The organism is Yersinia proxima (genome assembly GCF_902170785.1).
Lineage (GTDB): Bacteria > Pseudomonadota > Gammaproteobacteria > Enterobacterales > Enterobacteriaceae > Yersinia > Yersinia proxima.
The window spans coordinates 53784-80127 of sequence record NZ_CABHYG010000021.1 but is presented as its reverse complement, the minus strand read 5'-3'; the positions used below and the strand labels follow the sequence as shown (position 1 = coordinate 80127).

Below are 26344 nucleotides of genomic sequence, written 5' to 3'. Positions count from 1 at the left end.
TAGATTTGCTTTATATTTTTAGTTTGATAAATAATAAAACCAAAAAATCCAACGTATTCTTATTTGTAAAAGAACAGAATGCTTTAAATTTTCCAGAAGAAATGAAAAAATTACCTGAGGTTTTTTTATATAAAAATGCCCCGTTAGAACTATTGAAGCGAATATTGGAAGATTTTGTATTGGATCGGAAAGTGAAGAAGAGAGACTTACAAATTAGTAGTAAATTAAAAGGCGACTGCCCGTTAACACAAAGAGAGAAGGAAGTTATACATCTTATTCTAACTGGGGTATCTAATGCTGATATCGCGGAGTTATTGAATATTAGTCATAAAACAGCCAGCGCTCACCGAATGAAAATTTACAGGAAATATAATGTAAATAGTCTGATGGGGCTTTATATTCAGTTTAAACACGGTGACTTGGGGTAAGAATAACGATTATTTCCATATTCACTAATTTGTTATTTGAGAATCACCGCAAACTTGTAGACAATTTTAGCCACGCTCGAGGCGTTATAAAAACAAAAATCCACGCAATTGCGTGGATTTTATAGTTTTTTGTTATTTTCATGAGATTCAGTGAAACCTCACGAGACAACAAATTTTATTTAGACGTTGAACAAGAAGTTCATCACATCGCCATCTTTTACGATGTAGTCTTTACCTTCTGAACGCATTTTTCCGGCTTCTTTTGCACCTTGCTCACCTTTGTAGGTGATGAAGTCGTCAAAAGCGATAGTTTGTGCACGGATAAAGCCTTTTTCAAAGTCGGTGTGAATTTTCCCGGCAGCTTGTGGCGCTGTTGCACCAACTGGGATAGTCCAGGCTCGGACTTCTTTCACACCGGCGGTGAAGTAAGTTTGCAGATTCAACAATTCATAACCGGCGCGGATCACACGGTTCAAACCTGGTTCTTCAATACCTAACTCGGCCATAAATTCAGCGCGGTCTTCATCTTCCAGCTCTGCAATATCTGATTCAACCGCCGCACATACGGCAACTACGACTGAACCTTCAGCAGCAGCAATGGCACGCACTTGATCCAGATATGGGTTATTCTCAAAACCATCTTCATTGACGTTAGCAATATACATGGTTGGCTTCAGCGTCAGGAAACTCAAGTAACGGATGGCCGCTTTATCTTCTGCTGTCAGATTCAATGCACGCAGCATGCCAGCGTTCTCTAAATGCGGCAGGCATTTTTCCAGTGCTTCCAGTTCAGCTTTAGCTTCTTTGTCGCCGCCTTTAGCTTTCTTCTGCACACGATGAATAGCACGTTCGCAAGTTTCCAGGTCGGAAAGAGCCAATTCAGTATTGATGGTGTCAATATCATCAGCTGGATCAACTTTACCAGCAACATGGATGATATTGTCATTTTCAAAACAACGCACAACATGGCCAATTGCTTCGGTTTCACGAATATTGGTTAGGAATTGGTTACCCAGCCCTTCACCTTTGGATGCCCCTTTTACCAGGCCCGCGATATCCACAAATTCCATAGTGGTTGGCAAAATACGTTGAGGTTTTACAATCTCGGCCAGTTGGTCCAGACGCGGATCTGGCATTGGCACCACACCCGTATTGGGTTCAATGGTACAGAACGGGAAGTTAGCGGCTTCAATGCCCGCTTGTGTCAACGCGTTGAACAGGGTGGATTTACCAACGTTAGGCAGGCCCACAATACCGCATTTGAATCCCATGTTTTATATCACCTTAAATAGCTTAAAAATCAACTCGTTAGGGTTAACAGGCTGATGTAATCAAAATTTATGCCGCCATTATACACATTCTGATGATTTATCTCGAATATGCTCTTTCGTTGTGGGCGTTGCTTTTAGCTCAATGTCTGATAGGTAATTGATTTTTCTAACTCTGTGTTCTGGATCACGTTTCCGCTATCTGAAGTTTTTTGCTTAATGTCCGATAACTAAACATTAGGGTCAGCATACTGAATTTGGATTATTTCCATGGAAATGAATATCTATAAATGGCTGATAGTGATTTTGTTTGGGGGAGTGGTGGGGGTCTTGGGAATGCGCTTTCTGACGGCAGATTCTGAACCTGCTGGGCCAAGTTTTGCAGAGTTGGTTGATCAATATGGTCTGCAAATAGAAAACCGATCAGGCAAAAGCGTGAGATATGTGGGTTATCAGAAAAAAACACTTTATGAGGATTTTGACGGTGTTCAACTGAAATTCACCGCCATCAATGACAAGTTCGAGCGTAGCCACGATTTGTCAGATAACAAGAAAAAAGCCGCCGATTGGGAGACACTTTTTTGCACTGATGAACTGCAAGATATTGCGGATGAATATGACGCCAAAAGTAATCATTTTCTAGGGCGGGTTAGAGTGATTATTGGTGGTGTTGTCCTGACCGGTGAAGGTCAGCAGGGGATCAATGCGTTGTGCAATAAAAATCAATAAAGCGAAAGGTTAATTCCCCGGTGCATGGTGGTTTCCGGGGAATTAGGTAAACCTTTACTGCGCGCCCGCTTTGAAAGAGTGCAGGCGATTCATAGCCTTGGTGATATCTTCTTTTAGCAGCACTTCAGTACAGCGAATAGATTCATCAATGGCGTCGTCAATTAAGGTTTGTTCACTCGCGGGGGGTTTACCCAGAACAAAACCGGTAACTTTACTTTTATCGCCAGGATGGCCGATACCAATACGCAGTCGATAGAAGTTCGGATTATTGCCGAGCTTACTCTGAATATCTTTCAGACCATTATGGCCACCGTTGCCGCCACCTAGCTTCAGTTTCGCCACGCCCGGTGGGATATCCAGTTCATCATGAGCGACTAGAATCTCTTCCGGTAAGATACGGTAAAAGCCCGCCATCGCCGCAACAGCCTTGCCACTTAAATTCATAAAGGTAGATGGCACCAGCAAGCGCACATCTTGGCCTGCCAGATTTAACCGTGCGGTATAACCGAAGAATTTACTGTCTTCTTTCAGTTGTTGGTTATGACGCTGCGCCAATAAGTCCACATACCAGGCTCCCGCATTATGGCGGGTTTGGGCATATTCTGCGCCCGGGTTTGCCAGCCCAACGATTAATTTAATGCTACTCACGTCGTCATTCGCTATTACTAAAGGAATTAAAGTGTGACAGTCTACCTGTCATAGCGCGGAATGACAAAACTGCGGATGTGAGTTTGCTGAGGGTTAATAATTCGAAAGGTGAATAGTTCACTCGCGTAACAATTCAACTTTAGTGCCAAATGGCTGGAAAATGTAAAGATTTGTCGGATTATATTTGCCAGTTGTGATCGCAAGCGCAATACCTTCACTGCCAGCCTGACTATACTGAGTTATTAAGTGGACATGAATAATCGCATTAAGCAAGCAGTTTTGGATGCTCAACTGAGTGATTATTTATTGGCAACCCAAGTGGAGGTGGCTTATGAAACGTAAAAGCGCAGCAAGACTCGGTAATGTGCTGATGGGATTGGGATTGGTGACAATGGTCGTTGGGGTAGGTTACTCAATTTTGGCCGAAGTTACACAGTTTGGTTTACCGCAATTCTTTGCTCATGGTGCAGTGATGAGTATTTTTGTTGGTGCACTGTTATGGCTGGTCGGTGCCCGTATTGGTGGGCGTGAGGAAGTTGCAGACCGCTATTGGTGGGTTAAGCACTTTGATAAACGTTGCAATCGCAACCAGCGCCACTCATAAAATCTGAGTGTTGGCCGAGGTGTATGACAAAACATAGCCTGTTATCGCAGCTTTAAATCGAGCGGATGTTCAGGAGGAGTAAATGACGGCCCAAGTATCCACTGGTCAAGAACCTATAGACCAAGAGTAGAAAGCCCGTTGTAGCAGCAGCTTCAACGGGTTTTTCTTTATAAGTTATGAACACTTACACAATGATGCCCAAAAGTGGCTCATCACAGTTAACTGCGGCCAGTTAGCACCGCAGGGATATCCACAACTTAATATTGATTAATGCTCAAACATTGCAGAGATTGATTCTTCATTACTGATACGGCGGATGGCTTCAGCCAACATGCCGGACAGTGTCAGAGTACGTACATTTTTCAATGCTTTGATTTCAGCTGACAACGGAATAGTGTCACAAACAATCACTTCATCAATCACGGAATGTTTGATATTTTCAACCGCATTACCAGAGAAAATCGGGTGAGTTGCGTAGGCAAACACACGCTTAGCACCACGTTCTTTTAAGGCTTCAGCCGCTTTACACAAAGTGCCACCGGTATCGATCATATCGTCAACCAACACGCAATCACGGCCAGCTACGTCACCGATGATATGCATCACCTGAGAAACGTTAGCGCGTGGACGGCGTTTGTCGATAATCGCCATATCAGTATCGTTCAGCAGTTTTGCGATGGCTCTGGCGCGAACAACGCCGCCAATGTCTGGAGAAACGACGATTGGGTTTTCCAGATTCTGCTGCAACATGTCTTCCAGCAGGATTGGGCTACCAAATACGTTATCAACCGGAACATCAAAGAAGCCTTGGATCTGTTCAGCATGAAGATCCACTGTCAATACGCGGTCAACCCCAACACTTGAGAGAAAATCGGCAACAACTTTGGCAGTGATAGGCACACGAGCGGAGCGCACACGGCGATCCTGGCGGGCGTAACCGAAGTAAGGAATAACAGCAGTAATTCGTCCTGCGGAGGCGCGACGCAGGGCATCAACCATGACAACCAGTTCCATCAGGTTATCGTTCGTGGGTGCGCAGGTGGACTGGATGATGAAAATATCACCACCGCGTACATTTTCGTTGATTTGCACGCTCACTTCGCCGTCGCTAAAACGACCTACAGCGGCGTCACCAAGACTGGTGTACAAACGGTTGGCAATACGTTGTGCTAGTTCCGGGGTGGCGTTACCAGCAAAAAGTTTCATATCAGGCACGAGAAGAACCTCAGGCATGCGTCCAGAGAAGATATTGTCAGATCAGTAATCACGGGCGACTATTCATACTGATTGCAATATACATACGGGTATTTAAAGCCAAAACAGTATTATGAACCGGCTTTCAATCAAATGAGACAGGTATTTTTACAAATTCAGGTCAGTGGTGCCATGATCTAGACCTTTGTTGTGCATTTTTATCTGTGCTCACGGTTTTCAATTTTCCCAGAGCGTATGCGATGCAGTGGCGAAACGTTCACTCCACGTGCAACAAAACCCTGCAGCCACTCCGGGGCAATACTTAACACCTGCCGGGCCGATGACTCCGTGTCAAATTCTGCAAAGACACAAGCTCCGGTTCCGGTAAGGCGTGACGGGGCATATTCTAACAGCCATGAAAGAGCCTGTTCAACCTCGCGAAAACGTTTTCTTGCGATTGGTTCGCAATCATTTGCGTACGGAGCGCTTAAAAGCGCCGCCAGTGGGCGAACTGGCGTATTTCTTTTTAATTCAGGATCGGAAAAAATAATGGGGGTTGGGATGCTAACACCGGGGTGAACCACCAAATACCACTTCTCCAGAGGCTCGACGGGGGACAACTTTTCGCCAACGCCTTCGGCAAAGGCCGCATGTCCACGAACAAATACTGGCACATCAGCCCCTAAAGTGATGCCAAGAGCGGCTAATTCATCATCAGATAGATCACATTGCCACAGGGTATTGAGTGCGACTAATACCGTCGCAGCATTGGACGAACCGCCCCCCAGCCCGCCCCCCATTGGCAAACGTTTATTAATGCTGATATCCGCCCCTCGAGGTACTTTTGCTGAACTGGGGTGTTGTTGCAGCAATCGTGCCGCACGGATTATTAGATTTTGCTCGTTTTCAACCCCGGCAATGGGGGTCAATAACTGAATCTGATCGTCATCACGGGGGACAATGGTCAGTTCATCGCTATAGTCGAGAAACTGGAACAGAGTCTGTAATAGGTGATAGCCATCAGCGCGTTGCCCGGTGATATAAAGAAACAAATTCAATTTAGCGGGTGACGGCCAAATATATTGATTGCTGTTCGCCATACTATTTGACCGTCCAGTTATCCATCTTCAACTTGATACGTTGACCGCCCTGGCTGAGCTCCATGCGGCTCGGTAATGCTGGTGTGACCTGAGTATTGTATTCTTGATAATCAACCACCCAGGTTACGCCATCTTGTTGGTAAGTCAGCTGTTTCAGGCGATATTTATCGTCGAGAGTAAAATCAGTGGTGTCACCCGGCAAGCCCAGAATCCATTGGCGCAAACTTTCCAGCGGAATCGACATTCCGGTCAATTTTTGAATCATTTCTTGCGGATCATTACTGACATAGCGTTTGCCTTGATTGTCAGTCAATTGGGTCACACCGGGTTGTACGACCAACTCTAACTCAGTGCTACCCAATGGATTAGTCAGCAACAGGCGATAGCGCTCAGGGGCAGTTTGTTGCCAGAAGAAACGTGCATAAACTTTTTGTTTTTCTGAGAGATAAGCAAAGGCACCGCGGGTTTGAAACTGGCTCAATTGCTGCAGTTGTTGCTCATGTTGACGCCATTGTGGCGATGTGGGACTGGTCGCAGGGCCGGATGGTGGCGTGGTGCTACAGGCGGCTAATAGCAAAGTAGCTAGCGGAAGTAGGCGATAAAAACTGATTTTGCGCTGAGGCATATGGGTATAAATCCTATCGGTCGCAGGGTTTTTCACTGGCGCACGTTTTATAAAGCAATATTATGATAAAGCAAATTCGGTTGATGCGTTTGAATAATGGGCATTATTGTTGCTCACGCTAACGACCTGAGGGCTGAGCGTCAATATCTTGTTCTATGTTGTACATCATATAATCAATTATTGAACATAATTTGGGATAATACTTAGGATGATGCACTGCGACTTTTATTGATCCCGCGCATCAAGTAGAATGCGGTTCAGACGAGAATCCATACTAACACCAGTATTACTCGAAGCCGTTCTCATGACTCTGCTTGCATTAGGCATTAACCACAAAACCGCTCCTGTATCGTTACGTGAACGGGTGACATTTTCACCTGAATCGATCGATCAGGCACTTGCTAGCTTGCTCCAACAGCCGTTGGTGCAGGGCGGTGTCGTGTTGTCTACGTGTAACCGAACTGAGTTATATCTCAGCGTAGAACAGCAAGAAAACCTGCACGAACAACTGATTGCCTGGCTGTGTAACTATCATAAGCTCAGCCCGGATGAAGTGAAAAAAAGCCTCTATTGGCATCACGGCAATGACGCTGTCAGCCATCTGATGCGCGTTGCCAGCGGGCTGGACTCGCTGGTGTTGGGCGAACCGCAGATTCTGGGGCAGGTGAAAAAAGCCTTTGCTGAGTCGCAACGTGAGCAATCGCTCTCGGGTGAATTGGAGCGGTTATTCCAAAAAACATTTTCGGTCGCCAAACGGGTTCGTACAGAAACTGAAATCGGTGCCAGCGCTGTTTCGGTGGCGTTTGCTGCCTGTACATTGGCACGGCAAATATTTGAGTCACTGTCAGAACTGAATGTGTTGTTGGTTGGCGCGGGGGAAACTATTGAGCTGGTGGCTCGTCATCTGAGAGAACATCAAGTCAAGCATATGATTATTGCTAACCGGACCCGCGAGCGCGCCCAAGCGCTGGCAACTGAGGTTGGGGCAGAGGTGATTACTTTGCCAGAAATTGATGCACGTTTAGCCGATGCCGACATTATTATCAGTTCGACCGCCAGCCCGCTGCCCATTATTGGTAAAGGGATGGTGGAGCGCGCGCTGAAAAGCCGCCGTAATCAGCCTATGCTGTTTGTCGATATTGCAGTGCCGCGTGATATTGAGCCGGAAGTGGGTAAACTGTCGAATGCCTATTTATACAGCGTTGATGATTTACAGGCGATTATTCAGCACAATATGGCGCAACGTCAGGCTGCCGCAGTTCAGGCCGAGTCGATAGTACAGCAAGAAAGCATGAATTTTATGACCTGGTTACGCGCTCAGGGAGCGGTGGAAACCATTCGTGATTATCGCTCTCAGGCTGAACAGGTTCGCAGTGAGATGACGGCGAAAGCATTAGCCGCCATTGAGCAGGGTGCCAATGTTGAACAGGTGGTAAATGAACTGGCCCATAAGCTGACCAACCGCCTGATTCATGCTCCCACCAAATCCCTCCAGCAAGCCGCCAGTGATGGCGATATGGAGCGGTTGCAATTATTACGCGACAGCCTTGGGCTGGATCAGCACTAGTTTCCTCTAATTACAGGGTTTAAAACCACGGATGAAGTCTTCTATTGTTGCCAAATTGGAAGCGTTACAAGAGCGCCACGAAGAAGTGTTAGCGCACCTTGGCGATGCCAATGTTATTGCCGACCAAGACCGTTTCCGCGCGTTATCACGTGAATATGCGCAATTGACGGATGTCACTCGCTGCTTCAAAGAGTGGCGCAGTGTACAAGATGATATCGAAGCAGCAGAAATGATGCTCGAAGATCCCGAAATGCGCGAAATGGCGCAAGACGAACTGAAAGAAGCTAAAGCTCGCAGCGAAGAGCTGGAACAACAACTGCAAGTTCTGTTGCTACCCAAAGACCCTGATGATGAGCGTGATTGCTTCCTGGAAATCCGCGCCGGAACCGGTGGTGACGAGGCCGCTATTTTTGCCGGTGACATGTTCCGCATGTATAGCCGCTATGCTGAATCCCGTCGGTGGAAAGTGGAAATCATGAGTGCCAGTGAAGGTGAACATGGCGGTTATAAAGAAGTGATTGCCAAGGTATCCGGTGACGGTGTTTTTGGGCAGTTAAAATTTGAGTCGGGTGGTCACCGTGTTCAGCGTGTACCAGAAACCGAATCGCAAGGCAGAATCCATACCTCCGCTTGTACTGTGGCGGTGATGCCGGCGATTCCCGAAGCTGAAATGCCGGAAATCAATGCGGGTGACTTGCGCATCGACACTTTCCGCTCTTCAGGCGCGGGTGGTCAGCACGTTAACACCACGGATTCAGCTATTCGTATTACCCATATTCCCACCGGAATTGTAGTGGAATGTCAGGATGAGCGCTCGCAACATAAGAACAAAGCCAAGGCGATGTCAGTGTTGGGCGCACGTATTCGTGCCGCAGAAATGCAAAAAAGACAGCAAGCCGAGGCCTCTGAGCGCCGTAACTTATTAGGTTCTGGCGACCGTTCTGACCGCAATCGTACCTATAACTTCCCGCAAGGGCGCGTGACAGACCATCGTATCAACCTGACACTTTACCGTTTGGATGAGGTGATGGAAGGTAAACTGGATATGCTTATCCAGCCGATTGTGCAGGAATATCAAGCTGATCAGCTCTCTGCGTTGTCCGAGCAAGATTAATGGATTATCAGCAGTGGCTGTCGCAAGCGGCAGCCCGTTTTAACCAAAGTGACAGCCCAAAGCGCGACGCCGAAATTCTGCTGAGTTTCGTCACAGGACGTGCTCGTACCTATTTGTTGGCTTTTGGTGAAACCCAACTCACCGCTGAACAGTTGGCGGCGTTGGAGTCATTGGCTGCGCGCCGTGAACAAGGTGAGCCGATTGCTTATCTGGTGGGGGAGCGCGAGTTTTGGTCGCTGCCATTAAGTGTTTCCTCCGCTACATTAATTCCTCGCCCGGACACCGAGTGCTTAGTTGAGCAAGCGCTTGCGCATTTACCTGCCACTCCATGCCGTATTCTGGATTTAGGAACGGGTACTGGTGCTATTGCTTTGGCATTAGCCAGCGAGCGCCCAGATTGCGCGGTGATGGGGGTTGATATTAAAGCCGACGCTGTTGCCCTGGCACAGCATAATGCCAGCAAACTTGCGATAACTAATGTAAATTTCCAGCAAAGTAGCTGGTTTGACTCGGTAAATGGGCGATTCACACTGATTGTGAGCAACCCTCCCTATATTGATGCCAATGACCCTCATCTTAATGAAGGTGATGTGCGTTATGAACCGCACAGTGCGCTGGTGGCTGAGGCTGAGGGGATAGCTGATTTGGCTGAAATTATTCGCCAGTCACCGGCTTATTTAGAGGTGGGGGGATGGTTGATGTTGGAGCATGGTTGGCAACAAGCCACAGCGGTACAGCAGCTGCTTAACAATAGCGGATTTAGTGCTGTAATGACGTATAAAGATTATGGTAATAATGATCGTGTGACATTAGGGCAATGGTCGCTTAAACAAGAAAATTCCCGTTCAGCATAAATTAAGGACTGAGAGACATGTGGGTTGACTACATCGCCATGAAGTATTTGCATTTACTCACAGTGGTTATCAGTATTACGCTGTTTGTGTTACGTTTCTTCTGGAAATGTCGCGGTTCAGCTATGATGGATAAACGCTGGGTAAAAATAACGCCGCATATCAATGATACGCTGCTGTTTGTCAGCGGCATTGTCTTGATTTTTATTACTGGTTTTTATCCTTTCAGTCCGCAAGGAACCTGGCTGACTGAAAAGTTGTTTGGCGTTATTATCTATATCCTGCTTGGCTATGTTGCATTAGGTAAGCGAACTCGCAGTCAGAATCGACGCTGGCTTGCCTTTATACTCGCATTGGGTTGCCTGTATTTAATTATAAAACTGGCAACAACTAAGTTACCACTGCTGATGGGATATCTATGAGTAGCATTGCTGATTTCGAATTTAACAACGCGTCCCTGTGTGATGGGGTGTTACTGGTTACCCAGGAGATTCGACAGAACTTTCCACTGGCTGATGTACGTAATCAACTACAACAGCTTGTTGATGATGCCAAGGCTGCAATGCCCGACGGTCTCAATCAGGATCAGCAATTAGAAGTGCTTATTGATCTGTTTTACCGTAAGTGGAAGTTTGGTGGTGCGGGGGGTGTTTACCGCCTGTCAGATGCTATCTGGCTGGATAAAGTGCTGGATAAGCGTCAGGGGACGCCGGTATCTCTAGGGGTGATTTTCTTGCATATCGCGCATCAACTGGACTTGCCATTGATGCCCGTTATTTTTCCAACTCAATTAATTCTTCGTGCGGATTGGCTAGACGAAGAAATGTGGCTGATTAACCCGTTGAACGGTGAAACACTGAATGAGCATATGCTGGAAGTGTGGATCAAAGGCAACCTGGGCTTGAGCGCCGAATTGGAAGATGAAGATTTGGAAGAAGCGGAAAACACCCTGATTGTACGCAAAATGCTCGATACCTTAAAAGCCGCATTAATGGAAGAGAAGCAGATGGAACTGGCCTTACGCGCCAGTGAAGCGGTATTGGCTTTTGACCCCGATGACCCGTATGAAATCCGTGATCGTGGCCTGATTTATGCCCAACTGGATTGCAACCATATTGCTATCTCTGATTTAAGCTATTTTGTCGAACAGTGTCCGGAAGACCCTATCGCTGAAATGATAAAAATGCAGATCCACTCTATTGAGCAACAACGAGTGACATTGCACTGATACCCGTCATACTTCAAGCTGCATGTGCGTTGGCCGCCTTCCTGCAACTCGAATTATTTTGGGTATATTTATGGTAATCACCTTGTTGAGTAATAACTCACTGTAATTAATCTCGGTTTATCCTTTATAAAGGTATTTGTATGAAACAGAAAGTGGTTAGCATTGGCGATATCAAGGTAGCGAACGACCTGCCTTTCGTGCTGTTTGGTGGCATGAACGTGCTTGAATCTCGCGATCTGGCGATGCGCATCTGCGAGCATTATGTGACTGTTACCCAGAAACTGGGTATTCCTTACGTCTTTAAAGCCTCGTTCGACAAAGCCAACCGTTCTTCAATTCACTCTTACCGTGGTCCAGGCCTGGAAGAAGGGATGAAAATTTTCCAGGAACTGAAACAGCAATTCGGCGTAAAAGTGATCACTGATGTTCACGAAGTAAGCCAGTGTCAGCCTGTTGCAGAAGTTGTTGATGTTATCCAATTACCCGCATTCCTGGCGCGCCAAACTGATTTAGTTGAAGCGATGGCACGCACTGGTGCGGTTATCAACGTGAAGAAGCCTCAGTTTGTTAGCCCAGGTCAAATGGGTAATATCGTTGAGAAATTCAAAGAAGCCGGTAATGATCAGGTTATCCTTTGCGATCGCGGTAGTAACTTCGGTTATGACAACCTGGTCGTTGATATGTTAGGTATCAATGTGATGGTACAAGCGACGGGCGGTCATCCGGTCATTTTCGACGTGACTCATGCATTGCAGTGTCGTGACCCGTTTGGTTCAGCATCAGGTGGCCGCCGTGCGCAAGTGGCTGAACTGGCCCGTGCGGGTATGGCTGTTGGCTTAGCAGGACTATTTATTGAAGCTCACCCAGAGCCGAACAGCGCTAAATGTGATGGCCCATCGGCATTGCCATTAGACAAACTGGAGCCGTTCCTGGTGCAGATGAAAGCGATTGACGATTTGGTGAAAAGTTTCCCGGAACTTGATACCAGCAAATAATCTAATCAATATCCAGCGTCCTTGACGTTGTGGCGGCGAATAAATAAAAAGGCAGTGTAGGTCATCTACACTGCCTTTTTTGATCGCGCTAAAGCCTATTTTGCCGTTAATGCCGCCAAAGCCTCAGGGAGTGAGCCGTAGAAGCTCAACTTACCCTCGACAGGTTGTACTCGTGCTCTCGCCAACGTTTTCAGTGGTTGGAAAGGAATATCCGTGATAATGAGTTGCTGATGCTCGCCCAAGGCCTCTGTGAAGCGCAGAAACGCATTCAGCCCTCCTGCATCCAGAACCGGTACTGCATCCCATTGCAGAATGATGGTGTCATAATTCTCGCTACGACTGAGTAACTCGTTAAATATCCGCTCTGCGGCGGCGAAGAATAGAGGCCCATTGACCCGCAATACCAGCCGGTGCTCATTCATCTCAGTTGGGATTTCACTCAGGCGCGTCATGCGCGCAATGCGGCGCATAAACAGTAGCGAAGCCAATACAATACCCACCGTGATGGCAATCACCATATCGAATAATACCGTCAGACTCATACACAACAGCATGACGATAATGTCGTCTTTGGGGCCACGGCGCAGCAAATCTACCACTTTATGCGCTTCACTCATATTCCAGGCCACGATGAGTAGCAACGAGGCCATGGCAGCCAGCGGCAGGTATGACAACATCGGTGCCAGAACTAATAAAGCCAGTAACACCAGCAGGGCATGGATAATGGCTGACACCGGCGAGGTTGCTCCTGCGCGGACGTTAGCCGCTGAACGGGCAATGGCCGCAGTAGCGGTGATACCACCGAAGAATGGTGCCACCATATTACCGAGCCCCTGACCGACTAACTCACTGTTTGAGTGGTGTTTTTGCCCAGTCATGCCATCAAGAACCACTGCACATAATAACGACTCAATCGCCCCGAGCATCGCCATCGAAAAGGCTGCCGGTAGCAGTGCCGAAAGTGTTGCCCAATTTAAAACAAATTCTTGCCCATTGGCGGCTGGGAGATGCCAGGGTAAGACAAACTGCGGCAAAATAGGGGGGATACCATGGCCTTGTGTGCCATCAGCCAATAAATAGCCAAAACGTGAGCCGATAGTAGCGACTTGATGATCAAATAATGATAACAGTGCCATAACAGCTGTGCCTGCGACGAGTGCAGGTAAGTGACCCGGTAACTTTAATTTTAATCGTGGCCAGAGAATTAATACCATCAGAGTAACAGTCGCAATTAACGTATCACTGAAGTTGATGGTTGGCAGCGCCTGGGCAAGTGCTGCCACTTTACCTACATAAGTTTCTGGCACCTCTGGCAGGTGTAGACCGAAGAAGTCTTTCACTTGCATAGTGGCGATAGTGATACCAATTCCCGAGGTAAAGCCAAGCGTGACCGATAGTGGAATATATTCAATTAAGCGGCCTAATCTCCCCAGCCCCATGCACAATAAAAATACGCCAGAGAGTAAAGTTGCCAGTAATAAACCGGCCAAACCAAATTGTTGTGAAACAGGATAAAGAATAACCACAAAGGCCGCAGTAGGGCCAGACACGCTATAACGGGAACCGCCACTGACCGCAATAACAATCCCTGCAATTGCCGAGGTATATAAGCCGTACTGCGGGGGAACACCACTGGCAATAGCCAGTGCCATAGCCAATGGGATAGCAATAATGCCGACAGTAATACCGGCAATTATATCTTTTAAAAACCGTTGAAATGTATAAGTTTCTCGCCAGCAAGCGTCAATAATCGCGCTGAACGGCCTAATACCGTTAATTCCGTGCGTTTTCATCTAAGGTGCAAACCAAATAAAGAAAAGACAAAATAAATGGCGGGCCAATAAGGGTCCGTCTCGAGTAGCAGACAACAACGATACGCCAATTTGCAGGATGAGATCTAGATGTATATCAATCTCTGACAGAAATGTAGATAACAACCAGTTTATAAAAAGGTTTAAATCAGCGGATGCATGGCAGCCAAGACAATTTCACGTACTGTTAAATATAAAGTGTTCATTATTGTCATTAACGCCCCATTTTGGCATCAAATGCGCGAAACTAAGTAATACTCTTTAAGGATGGAGCGTTGTAGGTTGTCTGAAGGGGATTATGTGATTAGGAGATATCTTGTTACTTGAAGATAGGCCGATGCCTCATAATGAAATTATTCGGGAGTAAAGCCTATATCGCAGCTAAGATTTAGGTTAGAAACTATTAACCTGTGCTCAATATTTAAGGCTCCGATGAATAATTTAGAACTGGAACGTAACTTGATTTTAGAGAAGGGTCGGCCATGCGTGTGCGGCCAAAAATCCACACTGAGAATTCAAAGGACTGATGCTACGCCATGAGTGAATTAGATTCTTTGTCAACGTTATACCGAGATGCCTGTGTCACTTATGCAACACTCTCAATTGGTTATTTTGCCCTAAGTAAGAACAGTCCTTTCTCCTATAGTGGTGAGGTTTGGAAGCGTATTTTGTTTGGTTTGATATCGGGATTGGTGTCACTTTACCTCAATAGAGACCAGTGGGTTATTTCTGGTTCCTACTTCTACAGTTTCGAATTAATCCCGATTATTTTAGCGACGTTTTATGGCGGTTGGCTAAGCGGCTTGATGGCGTTGGTGATAAACTTTGTTTTTTCTGGTTGGGCGACACTAGATAATTTATTAATAACGATAGTGTTTATCCCGCTATTACTCTCTAAGGTATGGCAGAAAAAAAGCAATCGCATTTTTTATACTACCATTATCTTAATTGCTATTTATCGAATTGTTACCGCACTTATATTAGTCCCCAATACGTTTATCTTGACTCAGGTGGTGATATATCAACTGATTGCGGCTCTTTGCCTGGCAATTTGTTATCACGCTCTAAATTTTAAAGAGCGCCATATTTATGCGTATTTCGCAATGAAGAATCGAGCCAACATCGACAAATTAACCCAATTGAATAACCGCTCAAGTGTCGATTACCGGCTAAACAGTCTTCATCACAACAGGCAGGCATGTGGTTTAATGATTTTGGATCTCGACCATTTTAAATCCGTTAATGATACCTATGGCCACGACGGGGGCGACATCTTGTTAACCGAGGTCGGGAAATTATTGATGACGGCGGTCAGGGATGAAGATTTTGTAGGACGCTACGGCGGGGAAGAATTTATCATTATAACTCATAGTCATGATCCACAAGCTATTAAAGCGGTCGCCGAACGCATTCGTCAGCGTGTAGAGAATTTAGATGTGCAATTGCCTGATGGACGAAAAGTTAAGGCGACAATTTCAATTGGGGCCTCTCTTTATTTACCGGGGATGTCGATGTTAAAGGCATTGAAAATGACAGATGAAGCACTGTATCTGGCGAAGAATCAGGGCAGGAATCAAGTGGTTTATAGCCGATTAATGCCTTTTTCTCCACTGGGTGACCGTATGGTTAAAGACAAACGCCGACGCTCTTTATAATGAATATACCCGTCATACTTCAAGCTGCATGTGCGTTGGCTGCTCTTGCTCACCCGAATCACTTACTTGAGTAAGCTCATCGGGATTTACTCAATTGCTGCCTTCCCGCAACTCGAATTATTTTGGGTATAGACTCCGAATTTGGAGCCAAAGAAAAAGGCCCTGACTTTCGTCAGAGCCTTTCGCTCGAATATGGCGGTGAGAGAGGGGTTCGAACCCTCGATACACTTACGCGTATACACACTTTCCAGGCGTGCTCCTTCAGCCACTCAGACACCTCACCGTTTCGTTACCGCGCTATGCACTGCAACGGGGCGGTACTATAAAGACCGGCAGACAGATGGTCAAGCAGTATTTATTTGTTGTTTGTCATCTGGTTATTCCGCGTGCAGATAGGCTGAATCACAGACAAATAAGGCAGGTTTAACGCCACTCTTTCGCTTGAAGCGGCGAATCGACCATCACATAATCGGCCCCCAGATTTTTAGCTAATTGATAATCCTTGGCTGAGTTTATGCCAATCAGCAATATTTTTGCCTCTTCGCTCTCTTTGAAGCAGTCCATTGCTTGCTGGTTCCAAACTAACTGAGTGCGGGTCGTCCCTTTACCCAGAGTGAATTTTTCTACTACTTTTACATCGCGTCTTAATTCGAAGGCATAATGTTTATTTTCGCTAATAATGAGTGAATTGCCTTTATTTTTAGCTATTATGCATTTACCTGCCATTATCGTATTCGCCAGAATTTTACGAGTGATATTACGCGGTTCGAATTTATTAAAGTATACCGGCAGTACATCGAGATATTTTTGTTCAGTAGAATAGAAAACAAGTCGATCAGGTGACTGGATATTTCTGCTCAATTCTATTAAAGCATTCGCTAAAATTTCCGGTTCTGCGTCAGGGGATTTAATATCAATAATAAATTTCACCTGAGGGTAGGATAACAGTATCGCGTGTAATGACGGGATCTTGACTCCACGGCCACGGTAAATATAGTGCTCATCTTGTTTAAAGTGATAAGCCGCATCCAATAATTGTAAGTCTTCCAACGTATAGTCAGAAACAGGGCCACTGCCGTCAGTGAGTTCGCTTAAATCTTTGGGGCGATATAGCACGGGTATACCGTCTTTACTGAGTTGAACGGTAATCCAGATAAGATCAACCCCATTAGCTAACGAACTATCAATGGCATATCGCGTATTCTCAGGGAAGTCAGTTGTGCCAGCCCGATGTGCGACTATAAGGGGAGAAGCAAATGAAGTGTGTAGATAAAATAGAAATAAGAAATAAATAAAAGAAAGTTTCATATATTTATACCCTTGTGGTTTATATTTCAAAAATAGAAATACTCCTCACGTTGTAGCATGGGATGCTAAAGGGCTACATAATCAATTAATGACAAACGTTATGTGTAGTTGCTGATATGCCACGGAAATTATTATCAACAGCCTGAAATGAAAAAAGCCCATGAATATCATGGGCTTTTTTCATTTTAATATGGCGGTGAGGGAGGGGTTCGAACCCTCGATACGCTTACACGTATACACACTTTCCAGGCGTGCTCCTTCAGCCACTCAGACACCTCACCGTGTTACTGCTAGTACCATCAGCCGCATTCAATGGGGCCGACCGGCGTAATGTAGGCAAAAGTGTGCCCAGCGTCAACCCTCTTATGTGCGCTTTGTAGTTGTTTAGCTAAAGTTGCAGCAATTTGCTGATTTCATCGTCATTTCTTGCGAGTAGCGCTTGCATCTGCGAGCTAATCGCGAAAGTCTATTCAATACTTTCGCAAGGAGCAGGCAAATAATGAATATTATTTTTTATCACCCATTCTTTGAGGCAAAACAGTGGTTGTCAGGGCTACAATCGCGTTTACCTACCGCGAATATCAGGCAATGGCTGCGTGGCGACACACAACCAGCAGATTATGCGCTGGTTTGGCAGCCACCTCAGGAGATGCTTGCTAATCGTGTTGAACTGAAAGGCGTGTTTGCGCTGGGCGCGGGGGTAGACGCTATTTTGGATCAAGAGCGGCGGCATCCAGGGACATTACCTGCGGGCGTACCATTGGTGCGGCTGGAAGATACCGGAATGTCTTTGCAGATGCAGGAATATGTCGTTGCCACCGTATTGCGCTATTTCCGTCGCATGGATGAGTATCAACTGCAACAACAACAAAAATTGTGGCAACCCCTCGAACCGCATCAGCACGATAAATTCACCATAGGCATTCTCGGCGCAGGCGTATTAGGGAAAAGTGTTGCCCACAAACTGGTCGAGTTTGGTTTTACTGTCCGTTGCTGGAGCCGTACGCCAAAACAAATCGATGGAGTGATCAGTTTCGCCGGCCAAGAAAAGTTACCCGCTTTCATTCAAGGGACACAATTGCTGATTAATCTGTTACCCCATACCCCACAGACAGCCGGTATCCTTAATCAGTCACTCTTTTCACAACTGAATGCCAATGCCTATATCATCAATATTGCACGGGGAGCGCACTTATTGGAGCGGGATTTATTGGCAGCAATGAATGCCGGGCAAGTCGCGGCGGCGACATTAGATGTGTTCGCTGAAGAACCGCTGCCGTCAATGCATCCATTCTGGAGCCATCCTCGGGTCACCATTACGCCACATATTGCTGCGGTTACCTTGCCAGAGGCGGCAATGGATCAGGTGGTTGCCAATATTCAGGCAATGGAAGCAGGAAGGGAACCTGTTGGGTTGGTTGATGTTGTGAGGGGATACTGATTTAAGGGCTGCCACGGTTTGATGGGACTAACGAGATTGCCGGCGAGGTTTTAGCGCTGCTGATGAGAAGAATTCCTGCTATCATTAGCGCACTATGCTTTGCCTGCAAAAAAGCTATCCCGCCTTAAAAAGACCTTGTGGAGTAGTCATGTATCCTGTTGATTTACATATGCATACCATTGCCAGCACCCATGCTTACAGTACCCTGCACGATTATATCGCCGAAGCTAAGCTAAAAAATATCAAACTGTTTGCCATTACTGACCATGGCCCGGATATGGCTGATGCCCCGCATTATTGGCACTTTATGAACATGGGAGTATGGCCGCGGTTGGTTGATGGCGTGGGGATCTTGCGTGGCATCGAAGCGAATATTAAAAATCTGGATGGCGACATTGATTGTACCGGCCCGATGCTGGATGCCATAGACTTGCTGATTGCCGGTTTCCACGAGCCAGTGTTCCCGCCTCAAGATAAGGCCGCTAATACTCAGGCGATGATTGCCACTATGGCGCAGGGGAATGTGCATATCATCAGCCACCCTGGTAACCCTAAGTATCCGGTTGATATTAAAGCTATTGCTGAAGCTGCTGCGAAATATGATGTGGCGCTGGAATTGAATAACTCATCATTTACACATTCACGTAAAGGGAGCGAAGCGAATTGTCGCGCGATTGCTGAAGCAGTAAGGGATGCTGGCGGCTGGCTGGCCTTGGGTTCGGATTCCCATATTGCTTATTCATTGGGAATTTTTGAACATTGTGAGCGCATTATTGCTGAAGTGAATTTCCCGCAAGAGCGAATTTTGAATGTCAGCCCGCGACGTTTGCTGAATTTCCTTGAGCAGCGTGGCCGAGCGCCGATACCGGAGTTGGCCGGGTTGTGATTTTTATGTGACGTTGTCACACTTTTTTGATTTAAAGACTAATAAGAAACAGGATGATGTAAATGAATGATTTTTCTTTGGTGTGCCGCATTCTTGGGTCACTTTTTTATCGCCAGCCACAAGACCCGCTGTTAGAACCGCTTTTTACCCTGATAAGTCAGGGTAAATTAGAACAGCATTGGCCGCTGGAACAGCGTGAGTTGCTGGCGCGCCTGCAACAGGAGTATCAACCTGAAGCTCTGGTCGCTGATTATAATGCTCTGTTTGTCGGTGACGAGCGCAGCGTTTCACCTTATGGCTCTGATTATGAAGATGCCCACCCGGAAGCCGAAGTTAGAGCCTTTCTTCAACAACGCGGTATGCCGTTAGGAGAGGGACCTGCGGACCATTTTGGTGGTTTATTACTGGCGGCCTCGTGGCTGGAAGATCAAGCTGCAGAAGATGAAGTGTCGGCGCAAATCGAACTGTTTGATGCCTATTTACTGCCTTGGTGTGGCCGTTTTCTGGGCAAAGTAGAAGCCCATGCCACCAGTGGTTTTTATCGCACTTTGGCACAGTTAAGTCGCGAAGCATTACAGGCCATGTGGGATGAACTTTCAGAAAACCATGATACGGAGGAGTAAACCTCCGTATCATGGTGATTAATGCGCGGTGCCGATTAGTCCGTTAGTGGGATGACTAATTGGCCCGGTTTCACTTCTAAGCCTTTTGCCAATTTCTTCGCCATGGCTTCTGCTTTACTCTTTTCACCGTCCAGCACATAAGCAGGCTGCTGATCAAAATAAGATTTCAGTGACTGATTTAAATAAGGTGTCAGTGCTTTCATCACTGAATCCATTTTCTCCGGTTTCACCGTATAGTCAGTCAATTCCATATCTTTCAGGAAGATGGCACCTTTTTCGCGATCAAATGTTGGCTGCGCTTTTAAGGTTAATGTCATGTCGGCAGTTTGCGGGCCAAGGATCGACGTAATATCGACTTTGGCGTTACCGGTTAAGGTGACTTTGCCGGGTTCAGCACGGCCAATTTGGCTCTGCAATTGGGTTAACGTGATATGAGCATCAACCAGCCCTGGTATACCAATCTGTTTTTCATAGTTATTATGCTTTTGCAGATAGTCATTTACTTCTTGTTCGCTCAGTGTGTATTGAGTTAGTTGGTTACAACCGACCAGTGTCGCAGTAACCACCAGCGCCGCTGCGCCCCACAGTAATTTATTCATTAAAGCCTCATAGCAGTGACATTAAACAAACCAAATTTACCTAATAGTAACTGGTTAGCTTATCGTTTTGTATTATTTACCCTGTTTGTTCAATGACGGTTGGGATGGGGAATAGTGCCGCAGAGTATGCTGGTTGCCAATCAGATAACCCTGAATCAGCATGGGGACGCCGGAGTGGGGGGCTCCGGCGAGTAATAAGCTAGCTGCCGCTCAACATGGCAGACTCAATACGGCGTTGATTGAATTGCCAGTACAATCCAATAAGTGTAATTAAACCGATAATTCCGAGCAGGAACCAGGGTAATTCCGGCATTTCCAGCGTTCGGCCGGTATCGTACATCCAACCCCCGCCGGTGTAACCCAGCGCGCCACCAAGGGCCAGTCCAAGACGACTAAAGCCCATATAGCTACCGCGTGCGCGTGAGTCTGCCAGTGAAGCACTCAGTGTCTCGCGGGCGGGTTCGGCAATAATAGAACCCATATAGAAGAAGCAAATAAACATAAACAATGTTTGCAGATGGGTAATCAGGCCTACAGGGAACAGGCTCAATGTCATTATCAATAAACCGAACATTAGACGCTGTTCAAGGCGAAAACGTTTTTCGCTCCAGCGGGCAATCGGGTAGAGCAAAGTCAGTGAAAGTGCGGCTTCAATGGCATACATCCATTTAACGGCGGCAGGGGAGCCGGCAATTTCATTGACCACAATCGGCAGCATCAGCATGACCTGCACCGACAACATGTAATACCCAGTCAGGGTTAGGACATAGGTGACGAAACGGCGATCACGTAGCACTCGCATCAGCCCTTCTTTCATCGGCGCGCGCACGGTGGAGATCCGATAAGCCGGCAGCAGCCAGACGTTCCAGCCCGCGGCTAAAATAAAGATAACTGCTCCGGTCCAGCAGACAAAATGGAAGTCGTATTGCAGCAGCCAACTGCCGATCAATGCGCCGATAACTGCACCGGCACTATCTTGCATCATCAAGAGAGAATAGAAACGGCCACGCTCATGGGGGCGAGTTAACTTGATGACCAGTGCGGTACGCGGAGGGTCAAAGAGAGTACCTCCCAAACCAGACAGCGCACAAGCTAACCACAGTATCCAGGGCTCGTCGGCCATCGCCATTAGAGCAAATCCTGCCGCACGCATCAGCATGCCTGTGACTATCATGGGTTTTGCGCCAAAACGGTCAGCGATAGCGCCGCCGAAGATCCCTAGCCCTTGTTGCACCAGTTGCCTTAATCCCAAGGCGAGGCCCACCAGTACCGCAGCCCAACCTAGCTGATCGACAAATCGGATAGAGATGAGTGGGAAAACAACGAAGAACCCCAACACAACTAATAAGTTATCAAGCAATAAAAAGTACTTACCCAAGCTCCGAGCTTGCGATACCAAGGCCATGCTTCACCGTCAGAAATTAAAAAGGGGGGAATAGAAAATACACTTATAGTTTGTACCCAAATTGTCAGAAACGATAGAGGCTAGATTGATAATATTTTTTATCGTCAATACGTTATCTCACCAACAATTTCATAATAAAATGTTATTTTGGCCTTTTAGTTGCCTAATCTTGCTGTATTGATATGCAAAAAGAGCGTGGCCATCGTTTTACCTGGCAGCCAGACAACAGGTATATTGAATAAAAGAGATTGTCACTAATTGAGTACAGCACATAGCCCAAGGGGAGCAGATGTTCGGCTATCATTCAGCAGCACCTAAAATACGCTTAACGACGGACCGTATGTCACTGCGGCTGGTTAATGAGCGTGACGCTTATCGCATGGCGGAGTATTACGCTGAAAACCAGGCATTTCTTAAACCATGGGAACCCGTGCGTGATCAAAGTCATTGCATGCCTTCTGGCTGGCAGGCACGGTTGGGAATGATAATGGAGCTGCAAAAACAGGGCAGCGCCTATTATTTTATTTTGTTAGATCCAGAAGAAAAAGAAGTCCGTGGTGTGGCGAATTTTAGCAATGTGTTACGCGGTTCGTTCCATGCCTGCTTTCTTGGCTATTCATTAGGTGAGCGTTGGCAGGGGCAGGGGTTGATGTTTGAAGCCTTACAACCCCTGATTCGCTACATGCAGCGACAGGAGCGGATGCATCGTATTATGGCTAACTATATGCCGCATAATCATCGCAGTGGTAATTTGCTCGAACGCCTTGGATTTGAACGTGAAGGTTACGCGAAAGATTATTTATTGATCGATGGTCAATGGCGCGATCATGTGCTGACGGCTTTGACTAACAAAGAATGGACGCCAACTCGCTGAGGTCAGGATGAAACACAGTTTAAATGCACAAGAAGCCAGAGTTATTGGCTGTTTGCTGGAAAAACAAGTGACAACGCCGGAACAATATCCGATGTCACTTAATGGTGTGACGATTGCCTGTAATCAGAAAACCAACCGTGAACCGGTGATGGAGTTATCTGAATCAGAGGTGCAACAAACATTGGATTTTTTGTTGAAAAAACATCTTATCCGCACCCAAAGTGGTAATCGGGTGATGAAGTATGAGCACCGTTTTTGCAATTCAGAATTTGGCAATCTGAAGTTCTCTCCTGCTGAACTGGCCGTGATGACCACATTACTTTTGCGCGGGGCACAGACACCGGGCGAGTTACGTACTCGTACCAACCGGATGCATGAGTTTTCCGATGTGGCTGAAACTGAAGAAGTGCTCAATCAGTTATCTTTACGCGAAGACGGGCCTTTCGTGGTGCGCTTGGCGCGAGAGCCAGGTAAGCGAGAAAGCCGCTTTATGCATCTGTTAAGTGGTGATATCGCACCAGCATCATCGACAGAAGAAATTGCATCAGGATCAACTGGCACCCTTGAGGCCAGAGTCGCTCAGCTTGAACAGCAGGTTATTGCACTGACTCGTCGCCTGGACGAAGTGTTGATACAGCTGGATGATTAATAAGGATGCTATGAAACAATCCGGTGTTGATAAAAAACTGCGTGTCGGCATAGTCGGCCTTGGTGGTATTGCGCAAAAAGCCTATTTACCTATTTTGACTCAAACGCAGGGCTGGCAGTTGGTGGGGGCGTTTTCTCCCAACCAGATAAAAGCACAACCTGTGTGCGATAGCTATCGCATGCGTTATTTCTCACGATTGGATACCTTGGCCGCTGAATGTGATGCCATCTTCGTCCACAGCAGCACCGCCAGCCATTTTCAGGTGGTGAGCGAGTTATTGCAGGCCGGGATTCATGTTTATGTCGATAAACCATTAGCCGAAACCATTGCACAGTCCGAACAATTGATTGCATTGGCGGCGAAGCAGCGGTTGGCGCTAATGGTGGGGTTTAATCGACGCTTTGCGCCTTTGTATCAGCAGCTTAAGCAGCAAATGAGTCACCCTGCATCGCTGCGCATGGAGAAACATCGGCAGAATAGTATCGGGCCAAATGATGTCCGTTTTACCTTGCTTGATGATTATCTGCATGTGGTGGATACAGCGCTGTGGCTGGGGGGGGCTACAGCAAAATTATTGAGTGGGACGATACAAACAAACCCGCAACAACAGATGTTGTATGCCGAGCACCATTTCCAGGCGGGCGATTGTTTGATCACCACCAGCATGCATCGTCACGGTGGAACACAACGCGAAAGTGTACAAGCGGTTAGCCCCGGCTCCTGCTATCAGATTACGGATATGCGCCAATGGCAGCAGGAGTCCGACGGGCAGGTGATAACTTTGCCCGCACCTGGTTGGCAAACCACATTGGAACAAAGAGGCTTTAGCGGTGCTGTTCATCACTTTATCGAGGCTGTCAGTAATCAGACAACACCACAAGTGTCAGGTGAAGAGGCTATTCGCGCGCAACGAACGATAGAGATTCTGTTACAACAGCAGGTGGCTGAATAACTTGCCAGTACTGATACAATACCAAGCTCATCATCAACCCTGATGAGCTTAGAGGTAGAAGCAACGCCTGCTTAAAGCAGGCGTTGATATTTAAAGCGCATTTTGCAAATACAGATCGGAAAACAGATCAGAAAAATTTATGAATCTACTGAAATCACTGGCAGCTGTCAGTTCTATGACCATGTTTTCCCGCGTGTTGGGTTTTGCGCGTGATGCGATTGTCGCGCGGGTTTTTGGCGCGGGTATGGCAACGGATGCTTTTTTTGTTGCATTCAAATTACCTAACTTATTACGGCGTATCTTCGCTGAAGGGGCATTTTCACAGGCTTTTGTACCGATTTTGGCCGAATATAAAAGCCAGCAAGGTGAGGAGGCAACCCGGACATTTGTCGCCTATGTCTCCGGCTTATTAACGCTTATTCTGGCTGTAGTTACAGTATTGGGGATGCTGGCTGCACCCTGGGTCATTTTTATTACTGCTCCCGGTTTTACTGATACACCAGACAAATTTGCATTAACTTCTGCATTACTGCGGGTGACATTCCCTTATATCTTGCTGATTTCACTGGCATCCCTTGTCGGAGCGATTCTGAATACCTGGAACCGCTTTTCTATCCCGGCGTTTGCTCCGACTTTCCTTAATATCAGCATGATAGGCTTTGCGCTCTTCGCTGCACCTTATTTTAATCCACCGGTAATGGCGCTGGCTTGGGCGGTGGTGGTCGGGGGCGTACTGCAATTAGGCTATCAACTTCCTCATCTGAAAAAGATAGGCATGTTGGTATTGCCTCGGTTGTCGCTGCGAGATGCCGGTGTATGGCGAGTAATGCGCCAAATGGGGCCAGCGATTCTCGGCGTGTCAGTGAGCCAAATCTCCCTGATTATCAATACAATTTTCGCATCATTCTTGGTCTCAGGCTCGGTGTCATGGATGTATTATGCTGACCGCTTGATGGAGTTTCCTTCCGGTGTGTTGGGGGTGGCATTGGGGACTATCTTGTTGCCTTCACTGGCAAAAAGTTTCTCCAGTGGTAATCATGATGAGTATTCTAAGTTGATGGATTGGGGGTTACGTCTGTGTTTCCTGCTGGCATTGCCAAGTGCGGTGGCTTTGGGCATTTTAGCCAAACCATTAGTTGTTTCATTATTCCAATATGGGAAATTCAGTGCGTTTGATGCGCTGATGACACAACGTGCGCTGGTGGCCTATTCCATCGGATTGATGGGGTTGATTGTTGTAAAAGTGCTGGCACCGGGTTTTTACTCACGTCAGAACATTAAAACCCCGGTCAAAATCGCCATTATTACGCTGATAATCACCCAAATTATGAACCTGATTTTTATCGGGCCACTTAAACATGCCGGTTTATCACTGTCGATTGGTTTGGGGGCTTGTCTGAATGCGAGCTTGTTATACTGGCAGTTACGTAAGCAGAAGATTTTCCAGCCGCAACCTGGCTGGGCGGTGTTCCTGACTAAATTAGTGATTGGTGTGGTGGTGATGTCCGTGGTGTTGCTGGGGCTGCTGTGGGTCATGCCGGACTGGGATGTCGGGGGGATGGCTTATCGCCTGCTACGGCTTTCTGCTGTTGTTATCGCGGGGGTTGTTGCCTATTTTGCAGCACTTGCTTTGCTTGGATTTAAATTGCGCGACTTTGCTCGCAGAACGAACTGAGTTAATGAATCAAACCATACTTACCATTTAAATAAAAAATCCCGATTTATATCGAGGTTAATGAGATGGTCGCCCCCACCCTGTGAGCAGTAAGCTGACAGGGTGTTTTATTTTT

The 26344-nt window shown here is 46.8% G+C and carries 26 protein-coding genes and 2 tRNA genes; 17 read left to right on the top strand and 11 right to left on the bottom strand.

Translation table 11 applies throughout. The features are described from left to right. A partial coding sequence (locus FTB31_RS20120; RefSeq protein WP_227731723.1) for a helix-turn-helix transcriptional regulator occupies nucleotides 1–428 on the top strand: 428 nt, incomplete at its 5' end. A gap of 179 nt (nucleotides 429–607) precedes the next feature. Here the strand turns inward: FTB31_RS20120 and ychF are convergent. Further along, nucleotides 608–1699 (bottom strand): redox-regulated ATPase YchF, encoded by a 1092-nt coding sequence (gene ychF, locus FTB31_RS20115; protein WP_050075448.1) that lies wholly within the window; start codon nucleotides 1697–1699, stop codon nucleotides 608–610. Between the two features lie 267 nt (nucleotides 1700–1966). Between ychF and FTB31_RS20110 the strand changes: the two genes are divergently transcribed. Beyond that, the gene (locus FTB31_RS20110; protein ID WP_077295211.1) at nucleotides 1967–2425 is read left to right on the top strand and encodes a hypothetical protein; all 459 of its coding nucleotides are present in this window, start codon (nucleotides 1967–1969) and stop codon (nucleotides 2423–2425) included. Between the two features lie 54 nt (nucleotides 2426–2479). On the opposite strand, the gene pth is transcribed toward FTB31_RS20110, so the two are convergent. Next, on the bottom strand, nucleotides 2480–3073 hold the full coding sequence (gene pth, locus FTB31_RS20105) for an aminoacyl-tRNA hydrolase (RefSeq protein ID WP_077295210.1): 594 nt from the start codon (nucleotides 3071–3073) through the stop codon (nucleotides 2480–2482). Nucleotides 3074–3404: 331 nt separating this feature from the next. Here pth and ychH point away from each other — a divergent pair, with 331 nt between their 5' ends. Continuing rightward, nucleotides 3405–3677 carry a stress-induced protein YchH gene (gene ychH, locus FTB31_RS20100; RefSeq protein WP_005161340.1) on the top strand — a complete coding sequence of 91 codons (273 nt, stop codon included), beginning with the start codon at nucleotides 3405–3407 and terminating at the stop codon, nucleotides 3675–3677. Nucleotides 3678–3944: 267 nt separating this feature from the next. Here the strand turns inward: ychH and prs are convergent, their stop codons facing one another. The 3 genes from prs to lolB all read right to left on the bottom strand — a co-directional run bounded on the left by prs (nucleotide 3945) and on the right by lolB (nucleotide 6596). Then, the gene (gene prs, locus FTB31_RS20095; RefSeq protein ID WP_004390739.1) at nucleotides 3945–4892 is read right to left on the bottom strand and encodes a ribose-phosphate diphosphokinase; all 948 of its coding nucleotides are present in this window, start codon (nucleotides 4890–4892) and stop codon (nucleotides 3945–3947) included. A gap of 197 nt (nucleotides 4893–5089) precedes the next feature. After that, nucleotides 5090–5971 carry a 4-(cytidine 5'-diphospho)-2-C-methyl-D-erythritol kinase gene (ispE, locus tag FTB31_RS20090; protein WP_050075450.1) on the bottom strand — a complete coding sequence of 294 codons (882 nt, stop codon included), beginning with the start codon at nucleotides 5969–5971 and terminating at the stop codon, nucleotides 5090–5092. Nucleotide 5972: 1 nt separating this feature from the next. Next, nucleotides 5973–6596: a lipoprotein insertase outer membrane protein LolB gene (gene lolB, locus FTB31_RS20085; RefSeq protein ID WP_050075451.1), complete on the bottom strand. Its 624-nt coding sequence runs from the start codon at nucleotides 6594–6596 to the stop codon at nucleotides 5973–5975. 304 nt (nucleotides 6597–6900) lie between these two features. Between lolB and hemA the strand changes: the two genes are divergently transcribed. The 6 genes from hemA (at nucleotide 6901) to kdsA (ending at nucleotide 12351) form a co-directional block, all read left to right on the top strand. Further along, on the top strand, nucleotides 6901–8163 hold the full coding sequence (gene hemA, locus FTB31_RS20080) for a glutamyl-tRNA reductase (protein ID WP_005169107.1): 1263 nt from the start codon (nucleotides 6901–6903) through the stop codon (nucleotides 8161–8163). 31 nt (nucleotides 8164–8194) lie between these two features. Next, nucleotides 8195–9277 (top strand): peptide chain release factor 1, encoded by a 1083-nt coding sequence (gene prfA, locus FTB31_RS20075; RefSeq protein ID WP_077175413.1) that lies wholly within the window; start codon nucleotides 8195–8197, stop codon nucleotides 9275–9277. After that, the gene (prmC, locus tag FTB31_RS20070) at nucleotides 9277–10131 is read left to right on the top strand and encodes a peptide chain release factor N(5)-glutamine methyltransferase (protein ID WP_077295209.1); all 855 of its coding nucleotides are present in this window, start codon (nucleotides 9277–9279) and stop codon (nucleotides 10129–10131) included. The genes prfA and prmC overlap by 1 nt, the downstream gene beginning before the upstream one ends. Nucleotides 10132–10148: 17 nt before the next feature. Beyond that, nucleotides 10149–10550: a SirB2 family protein gene (locus FTB31_RS20065; protein WP_005169111.1), complete on the top strand. Its 402-nt coding sequence runs from the start codon at nucleotides 10149–10151 to the stop codon at nucleotides 10548–10550. Continuing rightward, nucleotides 10547–11356, top strand: coding sequence for an invasion regulator SirB1 (sirB1, locus tag FTB31_RS20060; RefSeq protein ID WP_050075454.1), 810 nt, complete (start codon nucleotides 10547–10549; stop codon nucleotides 11354–11356). The genes FTB31_RS20065 and sirB1 overlap by 4 nt, the downstream gene beginning before the upstream one ends. A 140-nt stretch (nucleotides 11357–11496) precedes the next feature. Beyond that, a complete protein-coding gene (kdsA, locus tag FTB31_RS20055; protein WP_077175411.1) occupies nucleotides 11497–12351 on the top strand; it encodes a 3-deoxy-8-phosphooctulonate synthase in 855 nt (284 codons plus the stop codon). Between the two features lie 95 nt (nucleotides 12352–12446). Here kdsA and dauA read toward each other — a convergent pair whose 3' ends face one another. Further along, a complete protein-coding gene (dauA, locus tag FTB31_RS20050; protein WP_050075456.1) occupies nucleotides 12447–14144 on the bottom strand; it encodes a C4-dicarboxylic acid transporter DauA in 1698 nt (565 codons plus the stop codon). Between the two features lie 554 nt (nucleotides 14145–14698). Between dauA and FTB31_RS20045 the strand changes: the two genes are divergently transcribed. Next, nucleotides 14699–15817 carry a GGDEF domain-containing protein gene (locus tag FTB31_RS20045; protein WP_050075457.1) on the top strand — a complete coding sequence of 373 codons (1119 nt, stop codon included), beginning with the start codon at nucleotides 14699–14701 and terminating at the stop codon, nucleotides 15815–15817. A 193-nt stretch (nucleotides 15818–16010) separates the two neighbouring features. On the opposite strand, the gene FTB31_RS20040 is transcribed toward FTB31_RS20045, so the two are convergent. The 3 genes from FTB31_RS20040 to FTB31_RS20030 form a co-directional block, all read right to left on the bottom strand. After that, a tRNA-Ser gene (locus FTB31_RS20040) sits at nucleotides 16011–16100 on the bottom strand. Between the two features lie 140 nt (nucleotides 16101–16240). Further along, nucleotides 16241–17125, bottom strand: coding sequence for a glycerophosphodiester phosphodiesterase family protein (locus FTB31_RS20035; RefSeq protein ID WP_050075458.1), 885 nt, complete (start codon nucleotides 17123–17125; stop codon nucleotides 16241–16243). A gap of 191 nt (nucleotides 17126–17316) precedes the next feature. After that, nucleotides 17317–17406: transfer RNA gene (locus FTB31_RS20030), tRNA-Ser, on the bottom strand. A gap of 218 nt (nucleotides 17407–17624) precedes the next feature. On the opposite strand from FTB31_RS20030, the gene ghrA reads away from it, so the two are divergent. The 3 genes from ghrA (at nucleotide 17625) to FTB31_RS20015 (ending at nucleotide 20075) form a co-directional block, all read left to right on the top strand. After that, complete coding sequence (gene ghrA / locus FTB31_RS20025) at nucleotides 17625–18566, top strand: glyoxylate/hydroxypyruvate reductase GhrA (RefSeq protein ID WP_227731722.1); 942 nt, start codon at nucleotides 17625–17627, stop codon at nucleotides 18564–18566. Nucleotides 18567–18714: 148 nt separating this feature from the next. Further along, nucleotides 18715–19452, top strand: coding sequence for a phosphatase (locus tag FTB31_RS20020; RefSeq protein WP_050075460.1), 738 nt, complete (start codon nucleotides 18715–18717; stop codon nucleotides 19450–19452). Between the two features lie 62 nt (nucleotides 19453–19514). Beyond that, entirely contained in the window at nucleotides 19515–20075 is a 561-nt protein-coding gene (locus tag FTB31_RS20015; protein ID WP_227731721.1) for a TorD/DmsD family molecular chaperone, read from the top strand. A 35-nt stretch (nucleotides 20076–20110) separates the two neighbouring features. Here the strand turns inward: FTB31_RS20015 and FTB31_RS20010 are convergent, their stop codons facing one another. Together FTB31_RS20010 and mdtH are read right to left on the bottom strand one after the other, a co-directional pair. Beyond that, the gene (locus FTB31_RS20010) at nucleotides 20111–20674 is read right to left on the bottom strand and encodes a lipoprotein (RefSeq protein WP_050075462.1); all 564 of its coding nucleotides are present in this window, start codon (nucleotides 20672–20674) and stop codon (nucleotides 20111–20113) included. A gap of 199 nt (nucleotides 20675–20873) precedes the next feature. Continuing rightward, on the bottom strand, nucleotides 20874–22079 hold the full coding sequence (gene mdtH / locus FTB31_RS20005) for a multidrug efflux MFS transporter MdtH (protein WP_050075463.1): 1206 nt from the start codon (nucleotides 22077–22079) through the stop codon (nucleotides 20874–20876). Between the two features lie 289 nt (nucleotides 22080–22368). Between mdtH and rimJ the strand changes: the two genes are divergently transcribed. From rimJ to murJ, 4 genes are all read left to right on the top strand, one after another. Further along, on the top strand, nucleotides 22369–22953 hold the full coding sequence (gene rimJ / locus FTB31_RS20000; protein ID WP_050075464.1) for a ribosomal protein S5-alanine N-acetyltransferase: 585 nt from the start codon (nucleotides 22369–22371) through the stop codon (nucleotides 22951–22953). Nucleotides 22954–22960: 7 nt separating this feature from the next. Then, nucleotides 22961–23602, top strand: coding sequence for a YceH family protein (locus tag FTB31_RS19995; protein WP_077175406.1), 642 nt, complete (start codon nucleotides 22961–22963; stop codon nucleotides 23600–23602). Then, complete coding sequence (locus tag FTB31_RS19990) at nucleotides 23595–24554, top strand: Gfo/Idh/MocA family protein (RefSeq protein WP_077175405.1); 960 nt, start codon at nucleotides 23595–23597, stop codon at nucleotides 24552–24554. The genes FTB31_RS19995 and FTB31_RS19990 overlap by 8 nt, the downstream gene beginning before the upstream one ends. A 139-nt stretch (nucleotides 24555–24693) precedes the next feature. After that, nucleotides 24694–26229, top strand: a complete 1536-nt coding sequence (gene murJ / locus FTB31_RS19985) for a murein biosynthesis integral membrane protein MurJ (RefSeq protein ID WP_050075467.1) — start codon at nucleotides 24694–24696, stop codon at nucleotides 26227–26229. Nucleotides 26230–26344 lie beyond the last annotated feature (115 nt).

Bases quoted from the DNA above. Each gene is read 5' to 3' on its own strand.
- ychF (WP_050075448.1), bottom strand. From the start codon at position 1,699: ATGGGATTCAAATGCGGTATTGTGGGCCTGCCTAACGTTGGTAAATCC.
- FTB31_RS20110 (WP_077295211.1), top strand. From the start codon at position 1,967: ATGGAAATGAATATCTATAAATGGCTGATAGTGATTTTGTTTGGGGGA.
- ychH (WP_005161340.1), top strand. From the start codon at position 3,405: ATGAAACGTAAAAGCGCAGCAAGACTCGGTAATGTGCTGATGGGATTG.
- ispE (WP_050075450.1), bottom strand. From the start codon at position 5,971: ATGGCGAACAGCAATCAATATATTTGGCCGTCACCCGCTAAATTGAAT.
- lolB (WP_050075451.1), bottom strand. From the start codon at position 6,596: ATGCCTCAGCGCAAAATCAGTTTTTATCGCCTACTTCCGCTAGCTACT.
- hemA (WP_005169107.1), top strand. From the start codon at position 6,901: ATGACTCTGCTTGCATTAGGCATTAACCACAAAACCGCTCCTGTATCG.
- prfA (WP_077175413.1), top strand. From the start codon at position 8,195: ATGAAGTCTTCTATTGTTGCCAAATTGGAAGCGTTACAAGAGCGCCAC.
- prmC (WP_077295209.1), top strand. From the start codon at position 9,277: ATGGATTATCAGCAGTGGCTGTCGCAAGCGGCAGCCCGTTTTAACCAA.
- FTB31_RS20065 (WP_005169111.1), top strand. From the start codon at position 10,149: ATGTGGGTTGACTACATCGCCATGAAGTATTTGCATTTACTCACAGTG.
- sirB1 (WP_050075454.1), top strand. From the start codon at position 10,547: ATGAGTAGCATTGCTGATTTCGAATTTAACAACGCGTCCCTGTGTGAT.
- kdsA (WP_077175411.1), top strand. From the start codon at position 11,497: ATGAAACAGAAAGTGGTTAGCATTGGCGATATCAAGGTAGCGAACGAC.
- dauA (WP_050075456.1), bottom strand. From the start codon at position 14,144: ATGAAAACGCACGGAATTAACGGTATTAGGCCGTTCAGCGCGATTATT.
- FTB31_RS20045 (WP_050075457.1), top strand. From the start codon at position 14,699: ATGAGTGAATTAGATTCTTTGTCAACGTTATACCGAGATGCCTGTGTC.
- FTB31_RS20035 (WP_050075458.1), bottom strand. From the start codon at position 17,125: ATGAAACTTTCTTTTATTTATTTCTTATTTCTATTTTATCTACACACT.
- ghrA (WP_227731722.1), top strand. From the start codon at position 17,625: ATGAATATTATTTTTTATCACCCATTCTTTGAGGCAAAACAGTGGTTG.
- FTB31_RS20020 (WP_050075460.1), top strand. From the start codon at position 18,715: ATGTATCCTGTTGATTTACATATGCATACCATTGCCAGCACCCATGCT.
- FTB31_RS20015 (WP_227731721.1), top strand. From the start codon at position 19,515: ATGAATGATTTTTCTTTGGTGTGCCGCATTCTTGGGTCACTTTTTTAT.
- FTB31_RS20010 (WP_050075462.1), bottom strand. From the start codon at position 20,674: ATGAATAAATTACTGTGGGGCGCAGCGGCGCTGGTGGTTACTGCGACA.
- mdtH (WP_050075463.1), bottom strand. From the start codon at position 22,079: ATGGCCTTGGTATCGCAAGCTCGGAGCTTGGGTAAGTACTTTTTATTG.
- rimJ (WP_050075464.1), top strand. From the start codon at position 22,369: ATGTTCGGCTATCATTCAGCAGCACCTAAAATACGCTTAACGACGGAC.
- FTB31_RS19995 (WP_077175406.1), top strand. From the start codon at position 22,961: ATGAAACACAGTTTAAATGCACAAGAAGCCAGAGTTATTGGCTGTTTG.
- FTB31_RS19990 (WP_077175405.1), top strand. From the start codon at position 23,595: ATGATTAATAAGGATGCTATGAAACAATCCGGTGTTGATAAAAAACTG.
- murJ (WP_050075467.1), top strand. From the start codon at position 24,694: ATGAATCTACTGAAATCACTGGCAGCTGTCAGTTCTATGACCATGTTT.